A 19085-nucleotide genomic window follows, 5' to 3' on the forward strand; every position below is an offset into this window, starting at 1 on the left:
CGCGGCGCTGTGGGATCACTTCACGGCGATCTACGGGCCCGGCTGAGCGCGGCGAGCTGGGCGCGCCAGTATTCGGCAAGCCGCATCTGGGTGGCGGCGAGGGGAAAGCCGTGGCGGGCGACGTGTTCCTGAGGGATCGTGTCCCAGCCGCGATGCTCCACCGTGACGCGGGTTTCTTCGCCGACCGCCTCGAAGTGGACGTCAACATGGGTGATCTGGTCTGGCGTGAAGGTCGCCTGGCGCCAGGAGAAGGCGAGGCGCTGGCCGCGCTGCCAGGCGGTGACGCGGCCAATCTCGAACACCTTGCCATTGGGGAGTGTGGTGATGAGGCGGACTTCTTCCTCAAAGCTCAGCGTGCCATCCCCGCGCGGGGTAAGCTGGAAGAGGGCGGAGGGCTGCCACCAGGCGGCAATCTCTGCGGTGAAGATGTCAAAGGCCTCTTCCGGGCTGGCGGCAACGCGGAGGGAGACGATCACCGCGCTCACGGCTTTTTCCGCGCCTTTGCCTTGCCCTCGACATGCGCCTTGAAGGCGGCGAGCTGGCCGGTCCAGAGGGCTTCGGTTTCGGCCAGCCAGAGTTTCAGATCCGCCATGGCGCCCTCCTTCAGGGAATAGATCCGTACACGGGCATCAAATTCCGGATGGCTTTCCTGCGCCAGGCCTGCCTGTTTGAGGAGGCGCAGATGCCGGCTCATCGCCGGAGCGGCCAGGCCAAGCGCGCTGGCAAGCTCACCCGCGCTGCGGGGGCGCTCTCCCAGCAGCTCCACCGCGCGGCGGCGGTCTGGATCGGCCAGAGCGGCGAAGACGGTATCGAGGCGGGCGCTGTTCATGCCGGGCGATGATCCGTGCCCGGCCCATAGGTGAGGCCCAGCAGGCGGCCGGGCGTGCGCACCAGAGCGCGGTGCCAGACGCCGGCGGGCACAACCAGCGTGGTGCCGGCGCGCATTTCGGCGACGGTCTGGCGGTTGCCATCATCCATCAGCATCTCGATATGGCCTTCGAGCAGGACGAGCACTTCCTCTCCCTCCGGGTGCCGCTCCCAGCTGACCCAATCTGCCGTCATCGGGTAGACGGCCAGCATCGAGCGGGTGGCGGCGGGGGAGGCGTCGATTGTCTGCCAGAAGGTGTCGGTGACGGGCATGGGGATGACTTCGCCCTTGCCATCGATGGCGAGATAGGTGGTTTCCAGATCAAAACGCATCGGATCAATCCAGCCGGGTGCGGGTGTGGAGGCTGCCGCCGGCGGCCTTGTCCCATTCGGTGGGGCTCATCTTTTTGACGGTGACGCCGAAGGTCCAGATGTGGCCTTCAGGGTCGCGGGCGCGGTAGGTGCGGTCTCCGTAGAACTGATCATCCGGCATCTGAAGGATTTCGGCGCCGGATTTCTGCGCGCGGGCGCAATGGGCATCAATATCTTCGCCGGGCGCAAGCTGTATGTGGACGGACTGGGTGTTGACGCCGGAGAGGCTTTTCGGGCTGCGATGGTTTTCAGACCATTCGCCGCCGACCATGATGAGGCCATTGCCGAAGGCCATCTCCGAATGGGCGATGCGCTCATTCTCATCCAGGATCACCATCACCGGCTCAAAGCCGAAGGCTTCCTCCAGCCAGCGGAAGGCGGCGTTGGGGTCCACATAGGTGACGGCGCTGGAGACGCCCTTGCCGCGAGAGAAATCTGACATCTGCGTTTCCTTCCGTTTCTTGATAATATTTCTACAAAAGTGAAAATATATGTCAAGGGGAAGTTTCGCCAGGTGGAGGGGGCGGGGTGAGGGCTGGCGAGGAGAGGGGGGGAAACGAAAAGGCCCCGAAGCGGGAAGCTCCGGGGCCTTGGGGCGCGGCTGTGGGAGGAGGGCAGCCGCTGGGGTATTGCCCTTGTCAGGCGTAGCGGCTGCGGCGGATGGACCAGGCCGCGTCGGAGCGGGCGGCATCCATCTTCTGCTCGATGATCGCCGGGATGAGGAAGAGATCCAGCACCCACCAGACAAAACCGATGAGGAAGAAATAGCTGACGATCTGCAGGACCGCCGTGACCGGCTTGCCGAGATAGAAGCGGTGCGCCGAGATCCAGCCCAGGAAGAACCAGAGCAGATAGGCGGCGCCGGCGCTCTTCTTCTCATTGGCGGCGCGCTGCTCGATCAGGATCATGTCTTCGGTGGTGAAGGCCATTTTCGGCTCCTCTGCTGTCTTATCGATTATCATATAGGAACGGGCGGGAGCGTTTCCAGAACTTTTTATCGAAAAACGGCAATTTCTTGAATTAGGGGCCAGGAGCAATAGGAAAGGCGGTGGCCGGAGCCACCGCCCTCTATCCAGGCTTTACTGGCAGGGGATCAGAGCCAGTAGGGCTGGACCTTGTAGTAGTTGTAGGCGGCGTCGCGGGCGGCGTAGCCGTCATTCTTGGTCAGCTGTTCGATGGAATCGGCCGGGGCCGCTTCCAGCTGCTCTTTGGTGAAAGGCACGACATAGCCATCCTTGTCCTTGTTGTAGTCGAGCGTCGACCACGGAACGGGATGGTACTTCTCGCCCATGCCCAGGAAGCCGCCAAAGCCGACAACAGCATACAGGATGGAGTTATCGAGCTTGTCGAGCATCACGTCTTCCACCTTGCCGATCTTGTCGCCGGCAGTGTTGTAGACGGAGGTGCCGATCGTGCGGCTGGCGGGGATAGCGCTGGTATGTCCGGATGGGGTCGGCATAAAGGTCGTCTCCTTTTTCGGGGTTGCTGTACGGGACCAACGCCGCGAGCCCGCATAGGTTGTGTTAAACTTTGTTAGGATGGGGGCGGCGCCGCGCGCCTTGCCCGCTTCCCAAGCCGGGGGCGGCCTGCTAAGCGCCGCGTCCATGTACCAGATCACGGCAAGAGGCCCGCGGGGGCCAGTGGAAACGGCATGGGAGGCGCTCGCCTGGGCGGACCCTTCGCCCGCAGGCGCGGTCGATGCCAAGGAAGATGCGCGCGGCGCCTGGCGGATCGACGCCTTCTGCGAAACGCTGGAAGAGGCCGAAGAATGCGTCGCCCTCATCGAGGAAGCCGCGCCGGAGCTGACCGCGCGGATCGAGGAGATTGTCGAGCGGGACTGGGTGACGCTGTCGCTGGAAGGGCTGCCGCCGGTAAATGCCGGGCCGTTCGTGGTTGCGGGCAGCCATGCGCTGACCCAGTCCTCGCCGGGAAAAATCTCTGTACTGATTGAAGCAGGCCCTGCCTTCGGCACGGGCCATCATGGCACCACGCTGGGCTGCCTCCTGGCACTGGCGGAGGCGCGGCGCTATCGCAAGCCGGGGCGTGTGCTGGACCTGGGCACCGGATCAGGCGTGCTGGCGATTGCGGCGCTGAAAGTGGGCGCGGAGATGGCCTCTGGCACCGACATTGACCGGGACTCGGTGTTCGTGGCGCGCGAGAACGCCAAGAAGAACCATGTCAGCCGCTTCTTCGTGCATCATGTGGCAGGCGCCAACAATCCGGCGATCCGGCAGGCGGGGCCTTATGATACGGTGTTTGCCAATATCCTGATGAAGCCGCTGATTGGCCTTGCCGGAGAGATCGAACAGCTTTCGGCGCCGGGCGCGACGATCATCCTCTCCGGACTGCTCCACCATCAGGCCGCGCCGGTGCGCGCCGCCTATGAGGGGCATAACCTCCTCTTCCAGAAACGCATCAAGCGCGACGGCTGGTCAACGCTGGTGTTCCGGAAGCGGGGGTGAGGCTTACTCGGCGCTGGCGCTGGCCGGTCCGGGGAAAACGGATTTGAGGTTTTCGAGCAGACGGTGGTGCCACTGGTCAGTCATGTGGCCGGCGGCATACCAATGGGTGTCTACGGAGTATCCGGCGTCGTGGAGTGCTTGCGCGCTGACCCGGCTGGCCCGGAGGAAATACGGTTCGTAATAGCCCGCACTGATGCGGAAACGGGCGGGCTCGCCTTCTGGCAGGGTGGCGGTTTTGATCTCACCGACACCAATGGACATCGGCCAAGCATGGCCAAAGACATCTGGTCTGCGATAGCTGGCGTTGAGGGAAAAGCCCCCACCATTGGATTTGCCGGAAACCGCACGCATCTGGCGGTCCGGCGCCGCCGGGAAGGTTTCCTCCACCCACGGCACCAGCGTGTCTGCGACAAAGGCGAGATAGGGTTCAAACCGACTGGGCGCCTCTCCGGGAAAGTCAACTGCGAGGTAATCGAGGCTTCGGATGTCTCGGCCCAACTCGCTGCGATCCTCCACGATGCCTTCCTGGCCGCTGCGCATACCGACAATCAGGAGCGGGGCGATTTCGCCCGCATCGATCAGCGGCTCGATGATCCGGGCCAGGAAATGCAAGTCATCGCCGTCAGCCAGATAGAGCGTGGGCAGGCGGCCCTCTTCGCGGCGCGAAGGCTGGTAGATGATCAGCTTGCGCGTTTCGCCGAGTTCGGGGCTGTAAAGCGTGTGATCTGAAAGTGTGCCCTCTAGGTCAGGCTTGAAGATGGGCTCGCCCGGCGCGTCCGGCCCGCGCCAGAGGATGAAGTCATCCTCCACCCACTCCTGATCCAGCGGCTTTGCTGTCAGTTTGAGCATGCCTGACTGCAGATCCTTGAGATGAAAGCGGGCGGCATAGGTGCGCCCATCGCCAAGGTCGCGCCAGTTTGCCCTCTGGAGGGAGCAGCAGAGGGAAGGTTCCCGGCTTTCCGCGATCTGAAAGAGGGTGAGCGTGTTCCCTTCGGCGGTGAGGGCGAGCGCTTTGCCGGCGAGCGTGGCTTCAGCTTCCGCCAGGGTGAGATCGTCCGTAGGCAGCGCGCAGGCGTTTGCCAGAAGATCGAGCATTGCGAGCTGGATGGGGTTGGTTTCCTCCAGGCGGCGGGCCGCATGGTCTGCGCAGGGCAGGGATATCTCGACCGACCGCGGACGAACATCGGTGCTGCCGGCAGCGGCCAACGGCGTGGGCGCGGTGCTGCATGCCGTGAGCAGGGCGGCGAAGGCCGCGCCCGTGTGGTGCCAGAACGCCATAGGTGTTTCCCCTTGCCCATCAGGTGATGTCTAAAGAGCAACTTTAGGGGGTATAATTTCGGCGGGAAGTTAAACTTTGGAGAGGCTCCCTTGGCCCTCCGGCCCATCCCTGGGGAGGGATGGGCGGGGAGGGGATCGCGCCGGCGCGTGGGGGAGGACGCATGGCCGGGCGATCTTCAGCTGCCGCCCCCGATGGGAGGGTGCGGGGCGGCAGGAGAATAAGGACGGATCAGGACGCGCGGGCGGCGCGGCGATCCCAGCGTTGCTGGCGGCGGGCCAGGATGTTGAGGCGGACGAGGGCGTCGCGGGCGCTTTCATGCGCGGCGGGCGCAGCAGCAGTTGCAGCCTGGGTGTCCATTGCCGGGCGCAGGACGCTCTCGATCACCATATCGGCCGATTGCGAGAGGTTAATTTCGGTTTTCATGTTAATACCTTGTTAATTCTTGTTTTGCTGCAGCGCAGCAATGTCTGTGTGCGGCCTATATAGGGTGCGAGCTAAACAAAACAGTATGGAAAGTGACATTTTTCCATGTTTATTTGCATAGCTTGCTTGCTTTCCGGCGCGGCGACTTGGCGCTATGAAAGGGCATGAGACAGACATTCGACATCAAGGGCGGGCCGCAGGACGGCCGGGCCCATCTTCCGCTGCTTCGCCGTGAACTGGCGCGCCAGGGCCTCGACGGCTTCTACGTGCCCCATGACGATGAATATCAGAATGAATACCTGCCCGACGCAAATGAGCGGCTGGCCTGGATGAGCGGGTTTACCGGCTCGTTCGGCTCGGCCTTCGTGTTTGCGGGCAAGGCGGTGCTGTTTGCTGACGGGCGCTACACTTTGCAGGCGGGCGACCAGACAGACCCGGCGCTGTTTGAGGTGGTGGGGATTCCTGACCCCGGCGCGTTTGGCTGGCTGGCGCAGCAGAGCCTTGCGGGCAAGAAGGTGGGGTATGACCCGCGCCTGATGAGCCCGAATGACGTGGCTGCGCTGGCGGCAGCGGCGGCGAAGGCCGGGGCGGAGCTGGTGGCGGTTAGCGAGAACCCGATCGATGCGGCGTGGACGGACCGTCCGCCCCAGCCGATGGCGAAGGTGGTGCCCCAGGCGGTAAAACATGCGGGCGTGGCGCATACCGACAAGCTGGAAGCGGTTGGCGCGCAGCTGGCCCGCGACGGGGCGGACGCGGCGGTGCTGACCTCGCCGGCCTCGCTCGCCTGGGCATTCAATATTCGCGGCGGGGATGTAAGCTGTACGCCGCTGCCGCTGGGGCGGGCGATCCTGCATGCGGATGGCTCGGCGGACCTCTTCATCGACGAGGAGAAGACCGACGCCGCGCTGCGCCGGCATCTGGGCAACAAGGTAACGCTCCGCCCTCTGAGCAAGCTGGACGAGGGGCTGAAAGGCCTTTCGGGCAAGACCGTCAGCCTTGACCCGGACGTGGCCTCGGCCTGGTTCTTCGACGCGCTGAAGGAAGCGGGCGCCAATATCCTGCGTCAGCGCGACCCGGTGGCCTTGCCGCGGGCGTGCAAGAACGCGGCGGAGATCAAGGGCACGACGGCGGCGCATGCGCGCGATGGTATTGCCCTGACGAAGTTCCTCCACTGGCTGGACACCGAAGCGCAGAGCGGGGAAGTGACCGAGATTGACGCGGTGGTGAAGCTGGAAGCGTTCCGCGAGGAGCTCGGCAATCTCAATGATCTTTCCTTCCCGTCGATTTCGGGGGCGGGGCCGAATGGCGCGCTGCCGCATTACCGGGTTTCCACGGCCTCTGACCGCAAGCTGGCGCGCGGATCGCTGTTCCTGATCGATTCGGGCGGGCAGTATCTGGACGGCACGACGGACGTAACGCGCACCGTGCCGATCGGGACGCCTACGGAGGAAATGCGCGCAAACTATACCCGCGTGCTGAAAGGGCATATTGCGCTGGCCACCGTGCGCTTTCCGCCGGGCACGACGGGCACGCATCTAGACGTGCTGGCGCGCCACGCGCTGTGGCAGGCGGGGCTGGATTATCAGCATGGCACGGGCCACGGCGTGGGGGTTTACCTCGGCGTGCATGAGGGGCCCCACCGGATTGCCAAGCCGTGGAACCCTGTGCCGCTGATGCCGGGGATGATCGTTTCCAACGAGCCGGGCTTCTACAAAGCCGGGGAATACGGCATCCGCATCGAGAACCTGCAATATGTGACGCCTGCGGAGGATATTCCGGGCGGGGAAATTGCGATGCTCGGCTTTGAATGCCTGACCTTTGCGCCGCTCGCCCGTGATCTGATCGATGTGAAGATGCTGACGAAGGAAGAGCGCAAATATGTGAACGACTATCACAAGCGCGTTCTGAAACTGCTCAGCCGCAAACTCGACGGCGAAGTGAAAGACTGGCTGAAGAAGGCGTGCGCGAAAATCTGATTTCGCGATCACAGAAAGTCACGAGCGCTCCGGCCCGAAAGGCTGGGGCGTTTTGTTTCAGGGCAATCATTATTAATCTCTAAGGTAGCAATTATTTCCTTGTCTTGGGGATATGCCCGGCTAGACTGTTTCCTCTGGAGATCAGGAGGGCTGAGGGATGCGGTATTATCTGATGGGTCTGGTGATGGCGGCGCTCGGCGGGTTTGCGGCGCCCTCCTTTGCGGGGGAGCCTGCCGCGCCGCCGGAAGAGACCGCGCCCGAGGCGGCCGAAGAGGAGAAAAAGCCCAAAGCGAACTTGGATCTCAGCGACTGGCTGGCGACGCCGCCGGCGCCTCATCCGCAGGCTGATGAAGTGCTGGCGGCGTGGACCGCCGAGCGCGATGCCATCCTTGCAGGAGAGAAGGCGCCCTTCCTCGACTGGCATCAGAAGATGAGAGACTACCAACAGACTTCCGACGAAAGCGATGACCCGTTTGTGAAGGAGGTCTACCGGCGCGTGGCGCTGGATCAGTATGGGCGCATGGATGGACCGATGACCCCGGAGGCGCCGGTTGCGCTGGCCGCGCGCCTGGGGTTTGAGCTGGACGAGGAAGGCGGGGTAGCCTTCGGGGACCGGATAATGCGTGCGCTTGTCCGCACCGATCTCGACAATACGGCGTTTCTGCAGCGCGAACTCGAGGCGCGCGGCGGACGCTGGTGGACGGTGGAGGAGGTGGGCGCCGATACGGCCAGCAATATCTGGCTGCTGACACAGCATGCCGACCAGACCCCCGCCTTCCAGCAGATGGCGCTGGAGAAGATGGTGCCCCTGCTTGAGACCGGGAACGTGAACCGGAACAATTACGCCTATCTGTGGGACCGTGTGGCAGTGGCGCAGGAGCGGCCGCAACGCTTTGGCACGCAGGGCAGATGTATGGGGCCGGGCGACTGGGTGGCGTTTGAAATCGAAGCGCCGGCAGAAGAGGTGAATGCGCGGCGGGCGGCCTTCGACATCCAGGTGACCTTTGAAGAGAACAAGGCGCGCATCGACGCCATGTGTCCGCAATAGCGCGGCAGGGCGGGGGCGCAGGCGCTGCCTGAAAATCAGGCAGCGCGGGGTTTCCGGTTGCCGAATATCGCAGCGGTGCTTGGCGGCGGGGGGCGGCGATCTAATCCTGGTTGCTGCTTGAGGGAGGCAGACTTGGATATTCAGGAAATACTGAGCCCGGTGACATCGCTGTTGCCGGCGGCGTGGGATGAGACGGCGCGGATGCTGGTGGTGGGGCTGGCAGGAGCGGTGATCCTGGTTCTGGCGGTGGCGGTTCTTGCGCGGCTGACCGGCGGGCGCGGGGCGAAGGCGCCCTTGACCGTGGCGGGGGCCGCGCCGGTGGCTCTGTCGGACGGCCCGGCCCTGGTGATGCTGGCGCAGGCCGCGTCCGGCCCGGCCCGGGGGCCTGATCTTGACCCGGACGAATGGGTGTCGGGCAATGTGATCCATCTTGACCGGTACAAGGCCGTGGGCCTCATCCGGTGTGACCGGGTGAAAAGCCCGGTGCAGTTCAAGCTGGCGCCGGGGCGGGTGTATGTGCGGGTGGGCCAGAAGGTGCGCTTCAAGGGCCGGCACGGCGCGCGGCGCCGGCCGGTGGCGGATGTTGTGGAGCGGGCGGGGTAAAGCCCCCGCCATCAGCCCTTCAGATACTGGCCCAACGCGCGCAGCGGTGTCTTCTGCAGATCGGGGATCGTGCCGTCGGCGAGGGGGCCGATATTGATCAGCAGGTTGCCGCGCTTTGAGGTGACGTCCTTGTAGAGGGCGATCACCTCATCGCTGGTCATGTAGTCTTCGGGGATTTCGGCGGAGTTGTAGCCAAAGCCGAGCCCAAGGCCGCGGCAGGCTTCCCATTTGTGTTCCTTGGGCACGACGCCGAGGCCGAATTCTACGCAGCGATAGTCCGCATACGGGGCAGGGGTTTCTTCCTGCGCGCCGCCTGCAGAGCGTTGCTTCATCATGTCGTTGAAGCCCTTGCGGGTGGCGTCATCGCGGAGGGAATTGAAGAAATCGTGCGCGCCCAGCCAGCGGTCATTGGTGACGCCGTCGGGCACGGCCTTGTAATAATAGTCAAGCAGGACGGGCACATCCTCGCCATTGGGCCAGCAGATGTCGTTCCAGAAGATCGAGGGCTTGTAGCGGTCGATCAGCTCCTTGGCCTGGGCGAGGGCGTAGTCGCGGTAGTCCTGCTCGGTGGGGACGGCGGCGAACATGTCGCCGAGATTGGCAATCGGTGTGTCTCGGAAGGTCCAGTCGAGGCCGCCGGAATAATAAAGGCCGAAGCGCAGGCCGCGGGCGCGGACGGCATCGGCGAGTTCGCCGACAAAGTCGCGCTCCGTGTGCCAGCCGGGGCGGTGGGGATTTTCCACTTCCGTCGGCCAGAGGCAGAGGCCGTCATGATGCTTGGTGACGAAGACGCAGTGGGTGGCGCCGCATTCGACAAAGAAATCGGCCCATTCATTGGCATCGAATTTCTGGGAGAGAGCGTCGAATTCGGGGAAGAAGTCCTGATACGGCTTGTCGCCGTAAAGCTCGAGATGGCGTTTGCGCGTTTCGCTGCCTTCGACGCGGACGGCATTGTCATACCATTCCGAATAGGGGGTCATCACCGCGCTCATGTAATAGTCGTCGCCGTGAAGCTCGTGGATGGCGCGGCCGCGCGGGGCCCAGGCGGGGATCGTGAACATGCCCCAGTGAATGAAGATGCCGAGCTGGGGCTTGGCGAACCATTCCGGACAGGGGCGGCCATTTGGACCAATCATTCTAACTCCTCCCATTAATCTAGTTGTATAGAGTTACCTCCTCGGTATCTGTCTCCAGGCGGCCTTGCAAGGGTGACGTAACGTTCCATGCAAAGGGGGCGAAGAAGGCGCGGGGCAGGCCGGCCTTGCCGAGGGCAGCTGCCGTCCATTGGTTGCAGGTGTTGAACATGCTGTAGCGGCCCCGGGCGCGGACCAGGATTTCGCCGGGCACCGGCGTCGGGATCATCCGCAGCTCGCCGGCGCTGTCCCGCTCGAACGTCTCGCGGATATGCGCGATCAGCGCGGCGCGGCCTTTATTGTCGACGGCGATGGGATTGCAGAACTCGTCCACCGATCCGCCATCAACGGGCACGATGCGCACGGCGGTGTCGTTGAGGCCGGCCAGCGCGCTGAGGACACGGCCGGGGGTCATGTCCTCGGGCTGCAGCACGCGGGTGAAGAAGACCGAGTCGCCCCAGCCGAAGAGGATGTAGGTGTCCGGCGGCAGCCAGGCGGGCAACTCGTCTTTCAGTTCGGCGGCCCAGTCGAACAGGGGATCGTTCAGGGGGAGGGCGATGTCGGTGTGGAAGGGCGCTTCGCAGAGATAGGTGACCGGGGCGCCCGGCTCGTCGGCCTGGGCACGTCCGCCGAGCGGCAGCTTTCCCGACAGCCAGGCGGCGCCCAGATACCAGAAGCAGAGGATGAGGAGCGCAATGGCTGCGAGCCCCGCGCCCTTGAAGCCTGCCATGATCTGCGCGCGCCTTATCTGCACCCCGCCTCCTGATGCGCCCCGCAGCGCCCGACACGCCAAGGATGGGGCGAAGTGGCCTCTGCACGCAAGCCCATGATTCTAGTTGTTCTCATTTTGTTCTCGTGGTATGAGCGCCTTCATGCTGCTCTCAGTCTCTATCCGTGATTTCGTGCTTATTTCCCGGCTCGATATTTCGCCGGGGGAAGGCTTCACCGCCCTGACCGGGGAAACCGGCGCGGGCAAATCCATCATTCTGGACGCCATTGCGCTGGCCCTGGGCGGGCCGGCCGACCGGGGCGTGATCCGCGCGGGGGCAGCGCAGGCAAGCGTTGCGGCCGAATTTGACGTGGCGCGGGACCATCCGGTCTGGACGCTGCTGGCCGGGCAGGGCGTGGGCGCCGAAGCGGGCGAGACGCTGACGCTGAAACGTGTGGTGCGCGCGCAGGGGCCGGCGCGTGGCTTTATCAATGACCAGCCGGTGAGCGCGTCGCTGCTGGCCGAGGCGGGCGACCTGCTGGTGGAGATCCACGGGCAACACGCCGCATCCAGCCTGATGCGGCCTTCCTCCCATCGCCGCCTGCTGGACCAGTTTGCGGGCAATGAGGCGCTTCTGGCCGAATGCGCGGCTGCCTGGCAGGCGCTGGACGCGGCGCGGGCCGAGCGGGGGCGGCTGAAGGCGGAGCAGGACGCGGCGCGGGAAGCGCGCGAATGGCTGGTGGCTTCGGTGGAAGAGCTGGAGCGCCTGGCGCCGCAGAAGGGCGAGGCCGAGCGGCTGAGCGAAGAGCGCATGCGCCTGATGCAGGCCGAGCGCATTCAGGAAGCAGTCGCCGAGGCCGAAGAGGCGCTCGCCAAAGGCGGGTCTGAAACGGCGCTCGGCAAAGCGGCGCGGGCGGCCGAGCGGATCTGCCGGCTGCCGGGCTTTGAAACCGGGGAAGGCCAGCTGGCCGAAACCGCGCGGGCCGCCGCCGAGGCGATCGAGCGGGCACTGATCGAGGTGCGCGAGGCGGAGCTGGCGGTGGCGCGGCTGGCGGCGCTGCCCGAAGCGTCGGGCGATCTCGACGCGGTGGAGGCGCGCCTCTTTGCGCTGCGCGCGGCGGCGCGAAAATATGGCGGGGAGGCAGAGTTGCTGCCGGGCCGGCTGGAGGCGCTGCGCGGGCGGCTGGATCTGGTGGAGGCGGGGGACGCTGGCCTGAAGAAGGCCGAGGCGGCGGAGAGCGCCGCACGGGCCCGCTGGCACGGCGCGGCCCACCGGCTGACCCAGGCGCGCAAGGGCGCGGCCGGGCGGCTGGAAGCGGCGATTGCGGCGGAGCTGAAACCGCTGAAGCTTGGCCGGGCGACGATACGGGTGGCGCTGGTGCCACTGGCCGAGGAAGAAGCCGGTGCGGCAGGCGCCGAGCGGGTGGAGTTTGAGGCCGAAACCAATCCGGGCGCGGGCTTTGGCGCCCTGCGCAAGGTGGCCTCGGGCGGGGAGCTGGCGCGGGTATCGCTGGCGCTGAAATGCGCGCTCGCCGAAGCGGGCAGCGCCGGCACGCTGATCTTTGACGAAGCCGATCAGGGCGTGGGCGGGGCGGTGGCTGCCGCCATTGGCGAGCGGTTCGAGCATCTGGCGCGGACACGGCAGGTATTTGCCGTAACCCACAGCCCGCAGGTGGCCGCCGCAGCGGACAATCACTGGCTCATTGAAAAGCTTCCGGAGGCTGGCGAGACACAGCTCAGCTTGCTAGACGCGTGCGGACGGCGGGAAGAGATTGCCCGCATGCTGTCGGGCGCGGAAATCACCGATGAGGCGCGCGCGGCAGCAGGGAGGTTGATGGAGGATGCATGAGCGCGGAGAAACCGGTCGAGGCGCTGACGCCGGCAGAAGCGGCGGCAGAGCTGGAGCGCCTCGCCAGGGCGATTGCGGACGCAGATGCAGCCTATTACCAGAATGACGCGCCGGAGCTGACCGACGCCGAGTATGACGCCCTGCGCCAGCGCAACCTTGCCATCGAGGCGCGCTTTCCGGAACTGAAGCGCGAGGATTCCCCCAGCGAACGGGTGGGCGCCGAAGCCGGGGACGGCTTTGCCAAGGCCCGCCACAGCGCGCCGATGCTGTCGCTCGACAATGCGTTCACGGATGAAGATGTGGCTGACTTTGCCGGCCGCATCCGCCGCTTTCTGGGGCTGCCGGCCGAAGAGGTGGTGGCCTTTACCGCCGAGCCGAAGATTGATGGCCTCTCCCTCAGCCTCACCTATGAGAAGGGCAAGCTCAAGCGCGCGGCAACGCGCGGGGATGGTCAGACGGGCGAGGACGTGACCCAGAATGCCCGTACCCTGAAGGATATTCCGGCAAAGCTGAAAGGCGCAGGCTGGCCGGAGAGCATCGAGATTCGCGGCGAGGTGTATATGGCCAAGTCCGACTTTGCCGCGCTGAATGCGCGCGAGGCGGCCGCCGGGCGCAAGACCTTTTCCAATCCGCGCAATGCCGCTGCCGGCAGCCTGCGGCAGCTGGATGTGGAGATCACCAAATCCCGGCCCCTGCGCTTTTTTGCCTATGCCTGGGCGGCGGCGAGCGAGCCCTTTGCGGAGACGCAGCTGGACGCGGTCCGGGCCTTTGCCGATTGGGGCTTTGTCACCAATCCGCGCATGATCCGTATCGAGACGGTGGAGGAGATTCTCTCCTATTATACCGAAATCGAGGCGGAGCGCGCGGGCCTTGAGTATGACATTGACGGGGTGGTCTACAAGGTGGACCGGCTGGACTGGCAGCAGCGGCTCGGCTTTGTCAGCCGCGCGCCGCGCTGGGCGATTGCGCACAAGTTTCCTGCCGAGAAGGCGGTCACCACGCTGCTGGGTATCGACATTCAGGTGGGGCGGACGGGATCGCTGACGCCGGTGGCGCGGCTGGAGCCAGTGACCGTGGGGGGCGTGGTGGTCTCCAATGCCACGCTGCACAATGAGGATGAGATTGCCCGCCTTGGCGTGAAGCCCGGCGACCGGGTGGAGGTGCAGCGGGCGGGCGATGTGATCCCGCAGGTGCTGCGCGTGGTGGAAGCCGGGAAGGGGCCGGTCTGGACGATGCCGGACACCTGCCCGGTCTGCGGCTCGGCGGCGGTGCGCGAGATTGATGACGCCGGCCGCGAGGATGTGCGCCGGCGCTGCACGGGCGGGCTGATCTGCCCGGCCCAGGCGGTGGAACGGCTGAAACATTTCGTCTCGCGCAAGGCGCTGGATATTGACGGTCTGGGCGAGAAGCAGGTGGCGCTGTTCTTCGAGAAGGGTGTGCTGAAGGCGCCGCAGGACATATTCCGCCTGAAGACGAATATCGAAGCGGCTGGCCTGCCGCCGCTGGAGGAATGGGAAGGCTTTGGCGCGGCCTCTGCGAAGAAGCTTTACAACGCGATCGATGCGCGCCGGAAGGTGACATTCGCGCGGTTTCTCAATGGCCTCGGCATCCGCTATGTGGGGCAGACGACCTCTTCCCAGTTTGCGCGCAGTTTCCTCAGCTGGCAGAGCTTCTGGGCGGCAGTGAAGGCAGCCGAAGAGGGCGGGGTGGGCGGCGAGGCCTACAACGACCTGATCGGCATTGATGGCATCGGCCAGGCGGCGGCCCGCGCGCTGATGGCGTTCGAGGGCGAGCCGCATAACCGGGAAATGCTCGCGGCGCTGCTTCAGGAGGTCGAGGTGGAGGACGAAGTGCCTGCCGCAACCGACAGCCCGGTGGCAGGGAAAACCGTGGTGTTCACCGGAACGCTGGAAAAGATGACGCGGGATGAGGCCAAGGCGCGGGCGAGCGCGCTGGGCGCAAAGGTGGCCGGGTCGGTATCGGCCAAGACGGACATTGTCGTCGCCGGGCCCGGGGCAGGCTCAAAGCTGGCCAAGGCCGAGCAGCTTGGCCTCACGGTGATGACGGAAGATGACTGGCTGGCCCTGATCGGCGAGGCCTGATGGGCCAACCGGCCCGGTGGTTAGTTGCCGCCGGGGATCAGGCGCTGAAGGAAGCTGCGGCGGGTGGTGTCGTCCACGGCGTCTGGGTTCAGCCCTTCATTGGTCAGCAGCTGGTAGCTCATCCTGTACCAGTCGCTGCCCGGATAGTTGTGGCCGAGCGTGGCGCCGGCGGCGAGCGCCTGATCGCGCAGGCCGAGGGTGAGATAGGCTTCCACCAGGCGGTGAAGCGCTTCTTCGGAGTGAGACGTGGTCTGATACTCTGTCACCACGCGGCGGAAGCGGTTGACGGCGGCCAGCGTCTGATTGGAGCGCAGATACCAGCGGCCGATGGTCATTTCCTTGCCGGCGAGCTGGTCGTTGACCATGTCGAGCTTAACGCGGGCGTCGCGGGCATACTCGCTTTCGGGATAGCGGCGGATGACCTCGAGAAAGGCGTTACGGGCGCTTTCGGTGGTCGCCTGGTCGCGGCCGACATCGGTGATCTGGTCGAAATAGTTCAGCGCGATCAGATAATAGGCGTATTCAGCCTCCGAGCCGCCGGGGTGGAGCGAGAGATAACGCTGCGCGCCGGAGATGGAGGTGGTGTAATCGCGGGCGCGATAGGACGCGTAGGCCGACATCACCATCGCGCGGCGGGCCCATTCCGAATAGGGGTGCTGGCGCTCGACCTCCTCGAAGAACAGCTTGGCGCGGGTGTAGTCGCGCCGGTCCAGCCGGTCGGTCCCCTGATTGTAGAGCTGCTCCACCGGGCGCTCGACATAGGCCAGCTCGGGATTGCGGCGGCTCGACGCGCAGGCCGTCACCATCAGGGCGCTGGCAAGAATCACGAGGGGAAGGGGCGTCAGTTTCGACATGCGGTGCGGCCTCGCGCTCTCAGAACTTTTCGTCCGCTTGATTAGCGCGGATTGTGTGGGGTTTCCAAGGCCGTTTGTCATCTGAGTACGCGGGTTGGGGAGGCCCAGCCCTTGCCGGAAGGGTGTTGCGGACTAGCTCGCCACGTATAAGGGTTCTTCTTTACGCGCCGGAACCCGATTTTCGGGTGGGTCATCCGCTAGCTTTGGCGCAGTCAGGTACCTCCATGAGACCGATCAAACTGAGCGATGCAAACCAGGTGGACCGTCAGGTGGGCGAGCGAATGCGCCGGCGGCGAATACTGCTTGGGTTGACGCAGGACCAGGTGGCCGACGCGCTGGGCATTTCGTATCAGCAGATCCAGAAATACGAGACCGGCGCCAACCGGATCAGCGCCGGGCGGCTGGCCCAGATTGCCGAAGTGCTGGAAGTTCTGCCGGGCTGGTTCTTTGGAGTGGCCGAGGCGGCAGATGAACCCGGCAACTCTTCCCGCGCAGTGATCGAGCTGGTGCGCAATTTTTCCCGGATCGAGGACGACCGCGTGCGCAGCCATCTGATGGCGCTGATGCGGGCTTTGTCCGGCGGGGGGGAGGTTGACGGCGACAGTGAGGCTGCGCCGGCCCGGCAGGCCGCAAATGGCGGGATCAGCGGCCAGGCCTGAGGCGCGGGCGCCAGATCAGAGGCAGGCTCAGACGGCGGCGCGCACGTCTTCGGCCGCTTCAGCGCGCGAACCGGCTTCTTCCCAGCACCAGGCCGTCGGATTGGCGAGCAGGGCGCGCACCAGCTTGTTATTGATGCCATGGCCGGGCTGGACAGCCTCATAGGCGCCGGCAATCGGGGCGCCAGCGAGCATCAGATCGCCCACGGCATCGAGCATCTTGTGGCGGATGAACTCATCCTCCACGCGCAGGCCTTCCGGGTTCATGATGCCGTTATCGTCGATCACCACGGCGTTCTCGAGCGAGCCGCCGCGGGCAAGACCCATGGCGCGGAGCATGTCGACATCGCGGGCGAAACCGAAGGTGCGGGCGAAGGCGAGATCGCGGGCGAAACTGCCGGGCAGGAGGCGCAGGGCCATCTGCTGCACGCCGATGGTCTGGTCGGTGTATTCGATGCGGGCGCGCATGGTGAGGCTGTCATCGGCGACCGGGGAGAGGGAGGCGCGCTTGGGGCCATCGACCACTTCGACGCGCTCCAGCACGCGGATGCGGCGGCGTAGGGCGCCCTGGGCCTTGAGGCCGGCCAGCATCATCAGCTCGTAGAAGACCGAGGAGGAGCCGTCCATGATAGGCACTTCCTGGGCGTCGATCTCGACGATGAGATTGTCGATGCCGAGACCGGCGATGGCGGCCAGCAGGTGTTCGACGACGGCGACGGAAACGCCGTGTTCATTGCTGATCGTGGTGCCGAGCTGGGTATCGGTGACGGTTTCGGCATGGGCGGGGACAGTGCCGGTGCCCTTGGGAACATCGGTACGGACGAAGACGATCCCGGTGCCGGCCGGGGCAGGTTTCAGAGTCAGCCGGGCCCGCACGCCGCTGTGCACGCCGACACCGGCGCAGCTGACGGCCTTTGCGAGGGTGTGTTGCATATCAACCATTGAACCAACAACCTGACTGGCGGCTGCACCTGTCGCAGCCTTCGAAATCCATTTGGCAAGGGTGGGGGCAAGCATCAAAACACGGGATATTGCGTGTTGTTACAAAATGGGGCGTGGGTTGGTTCTAATGTGCTGAAAATAAAGGGACATTTATGTTACAAAAACTGTCTCCAAAGGGACACACCGGGACAGTTTCAGACAGATCCGGGACAAATCCGGACAGTTTCGGACAAATACGGACACGCCCGGACGAGGTCCGGGCGCGCGCTGGCCAAATTGGAGACGGAGATCAGTTGTTGGCCGACCGGCGCAGGAAGGCCGGGATTTCGAGATCGGCATCGTCGAACGGTGCCGGTTTGGGATGGTCGTCCGGCGAGGTGACGATCTGGCTGGGAACAGCCGGAACATCGGACGTGTCGTTCTGGCCCTGGGGCGTGGGGCGGCGCCAGCCGAAGAGGTTGGCAAAGCCGGCCGAAGGCGCTTCGCGGGCCGGCTTGTCGGCGGCGGGCGCATCCTTGCGGCTGGAGAAGACCGACGGCATCGGCGTAGTGGGTTCCTCTTCCTCATCGGCGGTGTCGTCGATGATCACGGCGCGCGCGGCCGGCTGAGGGCGGGTGATGACGACGGGGCGGTCATCGTCTTCCGGGGCGCTGGCGGGGGTGTCTTCTGTGGTGGCAGCTTCAGCGACCGTTTCGAGCATGTCTTCGACGTCCGGCTCGGCCATCAGGGGCTCAGGCTCGGGCAGGACGGGGGCGTCTTCGACGGGGGCCGCGATGGGCTGGCGCACGCTGGCGGTGGCCGGCTGGGCGGCGGGCAGGCGCCGGGCAGCTTCATCCAGGCCAGCAGCGACCACGGAGACGCGGATGGTGCCTTCAAGCTCGGTATCGAAGGCCGAGCCGATGATGATGTTGGCTTCGGGGTCTGCCTCACGGCGGATCTCGTTGGCGGCCTCGTCCAGTTCGAACAGGGTCATGTCATAGCCGCCGGTGATGTTGATCAGCACGCCCTTGGCGCCGCGGATCGTGACATCGTCGAGCAGGGGATTGTCGATGGCGCGGCGGGCGGCTTCCAGCGCGCGGCCTTCGCCGCTGGCTTCGCCCATGCCCATCAGCGCGGTGCCCATGCCGGTCATGATGGCGCCGACGTCTGCAAAATCGAGGTTGATGAGGCCGGGCATGACGATGAGATCGGTGATGCCGCGCACGCCGTTATAGAGCACGTCATCGGCCATGCGGAAGGCGTCCGCGAAGGTGGTGCGGTCATTGGCGACGCGGAAGAGGTTCTGGTTGGGCACCACGATCATCGTGTCGACATGGCTGCGGATGCGGGCGAGGCCGTCTTCGGCCAGCTTCATCCGGTGGCTGCCTTCAAAACCGAAGGGCTTTGTGACGACGGCGATGGTGAGGATGCCGAGTTCCTGGGCGGCGCGCGCGATAACCGGGGCGGCGCCGGTGCCGGTGCCCCCGCCCATGCCGGCGGCGATGAACACCATATGGGCGCCTTCCAGATGGAGGCGGATTTCCTCAAGCGATTCTTCAGCCGCGCGGGCGCCGATCTCGGGGCGCGCCCCGGCGCCGAGACCGCCGGTGGTTTCCAGGCCAAGCTGCAGCTTCATTTCGGCGCGCGAGCGGGCCAGCGCCTGCGCATCGGTATTGGCGACGACGAACTCCACGCCCTGAAGGTTGGCTTCGATCATGTTGTTGACGGCGTTGCCGCCGGCACCGCCCACGCCAAAGACAACGATTTTGGGTCTGAGTTCCTGGGTCATCGCGTACCTACTCTCACAATCCGCGTCATGCCGGGCTGTATT

20 protein-coding genes are annotated in these 19085 nt (G+C 65.1%); 7 read left to right on the plus strand and 13 right to left on the minus strand.

Going from position 1 to position 19085, the window contains the following annotated elements; genetic code table 11:
* Nucleotides 1-20: 20 nt before the first annotated feature.
* The 6 genes from BBF93_RS00805 to BBF93_RS00830 all read right to left on the minus strand — a co-directional run bounded on the left by BBF93_RS00805 (nt 21) and on the right by BBF93_RS00830 (nt 2698).
* Nucleotides 21-485, minus strand: a complete 465-nt coding sequence (locus tag BBF93_RS00805; protein ID WP_114104722.1) for an SRPBCC domain-containing protein — start codon at nt 483-485, stop codon at nt 21-23.
* Nucleotides 482-829 (minus strand): helix-turn-helix transcriptional regulator, encoded by a 348-nt coding sequence (locus BBF93_RS00810; RefSeq protein WP_035599147.1) that lies wholly within the window; start codon nt 827-829, stop codon nt 482-484. The genes BBF93_RS00805 and BBF93_RS00810 overlap by 4 nt, the downstream gene beginning before the upstream one ends.
* Nucleotides 826-1200, minus strand: coding sequence for a cupin domain-containing protein (locus BBF93_RS00815; protein WP_051612573.1), 375 nt, complete (start codon nt 1198-1200; stop codon nt 826-828). Before BBF93_RS00815 ends, BBF93_RS00810 begins: the two co-directional genes overlap by 4 nt.
* A gap of 4 nt (nt 1201-1204) precedes the next feature.
* Nucleotides 1205-1681: a VOC family protein gene (locus BBF93_RS00820; protein WP_035599149.1), complete on the minus strand. Its 477-nt coding sequence runs from the start codon at nt 1679-1681 to the stop codon at nt 1205-1207.
* Nucleotides 1682-1877: 196 nt separating this feature from the next.
* Complete coding sequence (locus BBF93_RS00825) at nt 1878-2168, minus strand: TM2 domain-containing protein (RefSeq protein WP_035599252.1); 291 nt, start codon at nt 2166-2168, stop codon at nt 1878-1880.
* A gap of 164 nt (nt 2169-2332) precedes the next feature.
* Nucleotides 2333-2698 carry a PRC-barrel domain-containing protein gene (locus tag BBF93_RS00830; RefSeq protein ID WP_035599153.1) on the minus strand — a complete coding sequence of 122 codons (366 nt, stop codon included), beginning with the start codon at nt 2696-2698 and terminating at the stop codon, nt 2333-2335.
* A 181-nt stretch (nt 2699-2879) separates the two neighbouring features.
* Here BBF93_RS00830 and BBF93_RS00835 point away from each other — a divergent pair, with 181 nt between their 5' ends.
* The gene (locus BBF93_RS00835; RefSeq protein ID WP_233349226.1) at nt 2880-3701 is read left to right on the plus strand and encodes a 50S ribosomal protein L11 methyltransferase; all 822 of its coding nucleotides are present in this window, start codon (nt 2880-2882) and stop codon (nt 3699-3701) included.
* A 3-nt stretch (nt 3702-3704) separates the two neighbouring features.
* On the opposite strand, the gene BBF93_RS00840 is transcribed toward BBF93_RS00835, so the two are convergent.
* Both BBF93_RS00840 and BBF93_RS00845 read right to left on the minus strand, forming a co-directional pair.
* Nucleotides 3705-4979: an esterase family protein gene (locus BBF93_RS00840; protein ID WP_114104724.1), complete on the minus strand. Its 1275-nt coding sequence runs from the start codon at nt 4977-4979 to the stop codon at nt 3705-3707.
* 229 nt (nt 4980-5208) lie between these two features.
* Nucleotides 5209-5403 carry a hypothetical protein gene (locus BBF93_RS00845; protein WP_035599162.1) on the minus strand — a complete coding sequence of 65 codons (195 nt, stop codon included), beginning with the start codon at nt 5401-5403 and terminating at the stop codon, nt 5209-5211.
* 164 nt (nt 5404-5567) lie between these two features.
* On the opposite strand from BBF93_RS00845, the gene BBF93_RS00850 reads away from it, so the two are divergent.
* The 3 genes from BBF93_RS00850 (at nt 5568) to BBF93_RS00860 (ending at nt 9030) form a co-directional block, all read left to right on the plus strand.
* Entirely contained in the window at nt 5568-7379 is a 1812-nt protein-coding gene (locus tag BBF93_RS00850; protein ID WP_114104725.1) for an aminopeptidase P family protein, read from the plus strand.
* 157 nt (nt 7380-7536) lie between these two features.
* Nucleotides 7537-8427, plus strand: a complete 891-nt coding sequence (locus tag BBF93_RS00855) for a DUF6624 domain-containing protein (RefSeq protein ID WP_114104726.1) — start codon at nt 7537-7539, stop codon at nt 8425-8427.
* 132 nt (nt 8428-8559) lie between these two features.
* Complete coding sequence (locus BBF93_RS00860; protein WP_114104727.1) at nt 8560-9030, plus strand: hypothetical protein; 471 nt, start codon at nt 8560-8562, stop codon at nt 9028-9030.
* Between the two features lie 11 nt (nt 9031-9041).
* Here the strand turns inward: BBF93_RS00860 and BBF93_RS00865 are convergent, their stop codons facing one another.
* Together BBF93_RS00865 and BBF93_RS00870 are read right to left on the minus strand one after the other, a co-directional pair.
* Nucleotides 9042-10166, minus strand: coding sequence for an alpha-L-fucosidase (locus BBF93_RS00865; protein ID WP_162786357.1), 1125 nt, complete (start codon nt 10164-10166; stop codon nt 9042-9044).
* 19 nt (nt 10167-10185) lie between these two features.
* Complete coding sequence (locus BBF93_RS00870) at nt 10186-10893, minus strand: DUF2459 domain-containing protein (protein ID WP_035599173.1); 708 nt, start codon at nt 10891-10893, stop codon at nt 10186-10188.
* A gap of 142 nt (nt 10894-11035) precedes the next feature.
* Between BBF93_RS00870 and BBF93_RS00875 the strand changes: the two genes are divergently transcribed.
* Nucleotides 11036-12721, plus strand: coding sequence for a DNA repair protein RecN (locus tag BBF93_RS00875; RefSeq protein WP_114104729.1), 1686 nt, complete (start codon nt 11036-11038; stop codon nt 12719-12721).
* The gene (ligA, locus tag BBF93_RS00880) at nt 12718-14823 is read left to right on the plus strand and encodes an NAD-dependent DNA ligase LigA (protein WP_114104730.1); all 2106 of its coding nucleotides are present in this window, start codon (nt 12718-12720) and stop codon (nt 14821-14823) included. Before BBF93_RS00875 ends, ligA begins: the two co-directional genes overlap by 4 nt.
* 20 nt (nt 14824-14843) lie before the next feature.
* Here ligA and BBF93_RS00885 read toward each other — a convergent pair whose 3' ends face one another.
* Nucleotides 14844-15677 carry an outer membrane protein assembly factor BamD gene (locus tag BBF93_RS00885; protein ID WP_035599181.1) on the minus strand — a complete coding sequence of 278 codons (834 nt, stop codon included), beginning with the start codon at nt 15675-15677 and terminating at the stop codon, nt 14844-14846.
* A gap of 224 nt (nt 15678-15901) precedes the next feature.
* Between BBF93_RS00885 and BBF93_RS00890 the strand changes: the two genes are divergently transcribed.
* Entirely contained in the window at nt 15902-16336 is a 435-nt protein-coding gene (locus tag BBF93_RS00890) for a helix-turn-helix domain-containing protein (protein WP_114104731.1), read from the plus strand.
* 27 nt (nt 16337-16363) lie between these two features.
* Here BBF93_RS00890 and lpxC read toward each other — a convergent pair whose 3' ends face one another.
* Together lpxC and ftsZ are read right to left on the minus strand one after the other, a co-directional pair.
* Complete coding sequence (gene lpxC, locus BBF93_RS00895) at nt 16364-17275, minus strand: UDP-3-O-acyl-N-acetylglucosamine deacetylase (protein WP_035599265.1); 912 nt, start codon at nt 17273-17275, stop codon at nt 16364-16366.
* Between the two features lie 289 nt (nt 17276-17564).
* Complete coding sequence (gene ftsZ / locus BBF93_RS00900) at nt 17565-19043, minus strand: cell division protein FtsZ (protein ID WP_114104732.1); 1479 nt, start codon at nt 19041-19043, stop codon at nt 17565-17567.
* Nucleotides 19044-19085: the final 42 nt, after the last annotated feature.

This window comes from Hyphomonas sp. CACIAM 19H1 (genome assembly GCF_003325995.1).
In the GTDB taxonomy this organism is placed as follows: Bacteria; Pseudomonadota; Alphaproteobacteria; order Caulobacterales; family Hyphomonadaceae; genus Hyphomonas; species Hyphomonas polymorpha.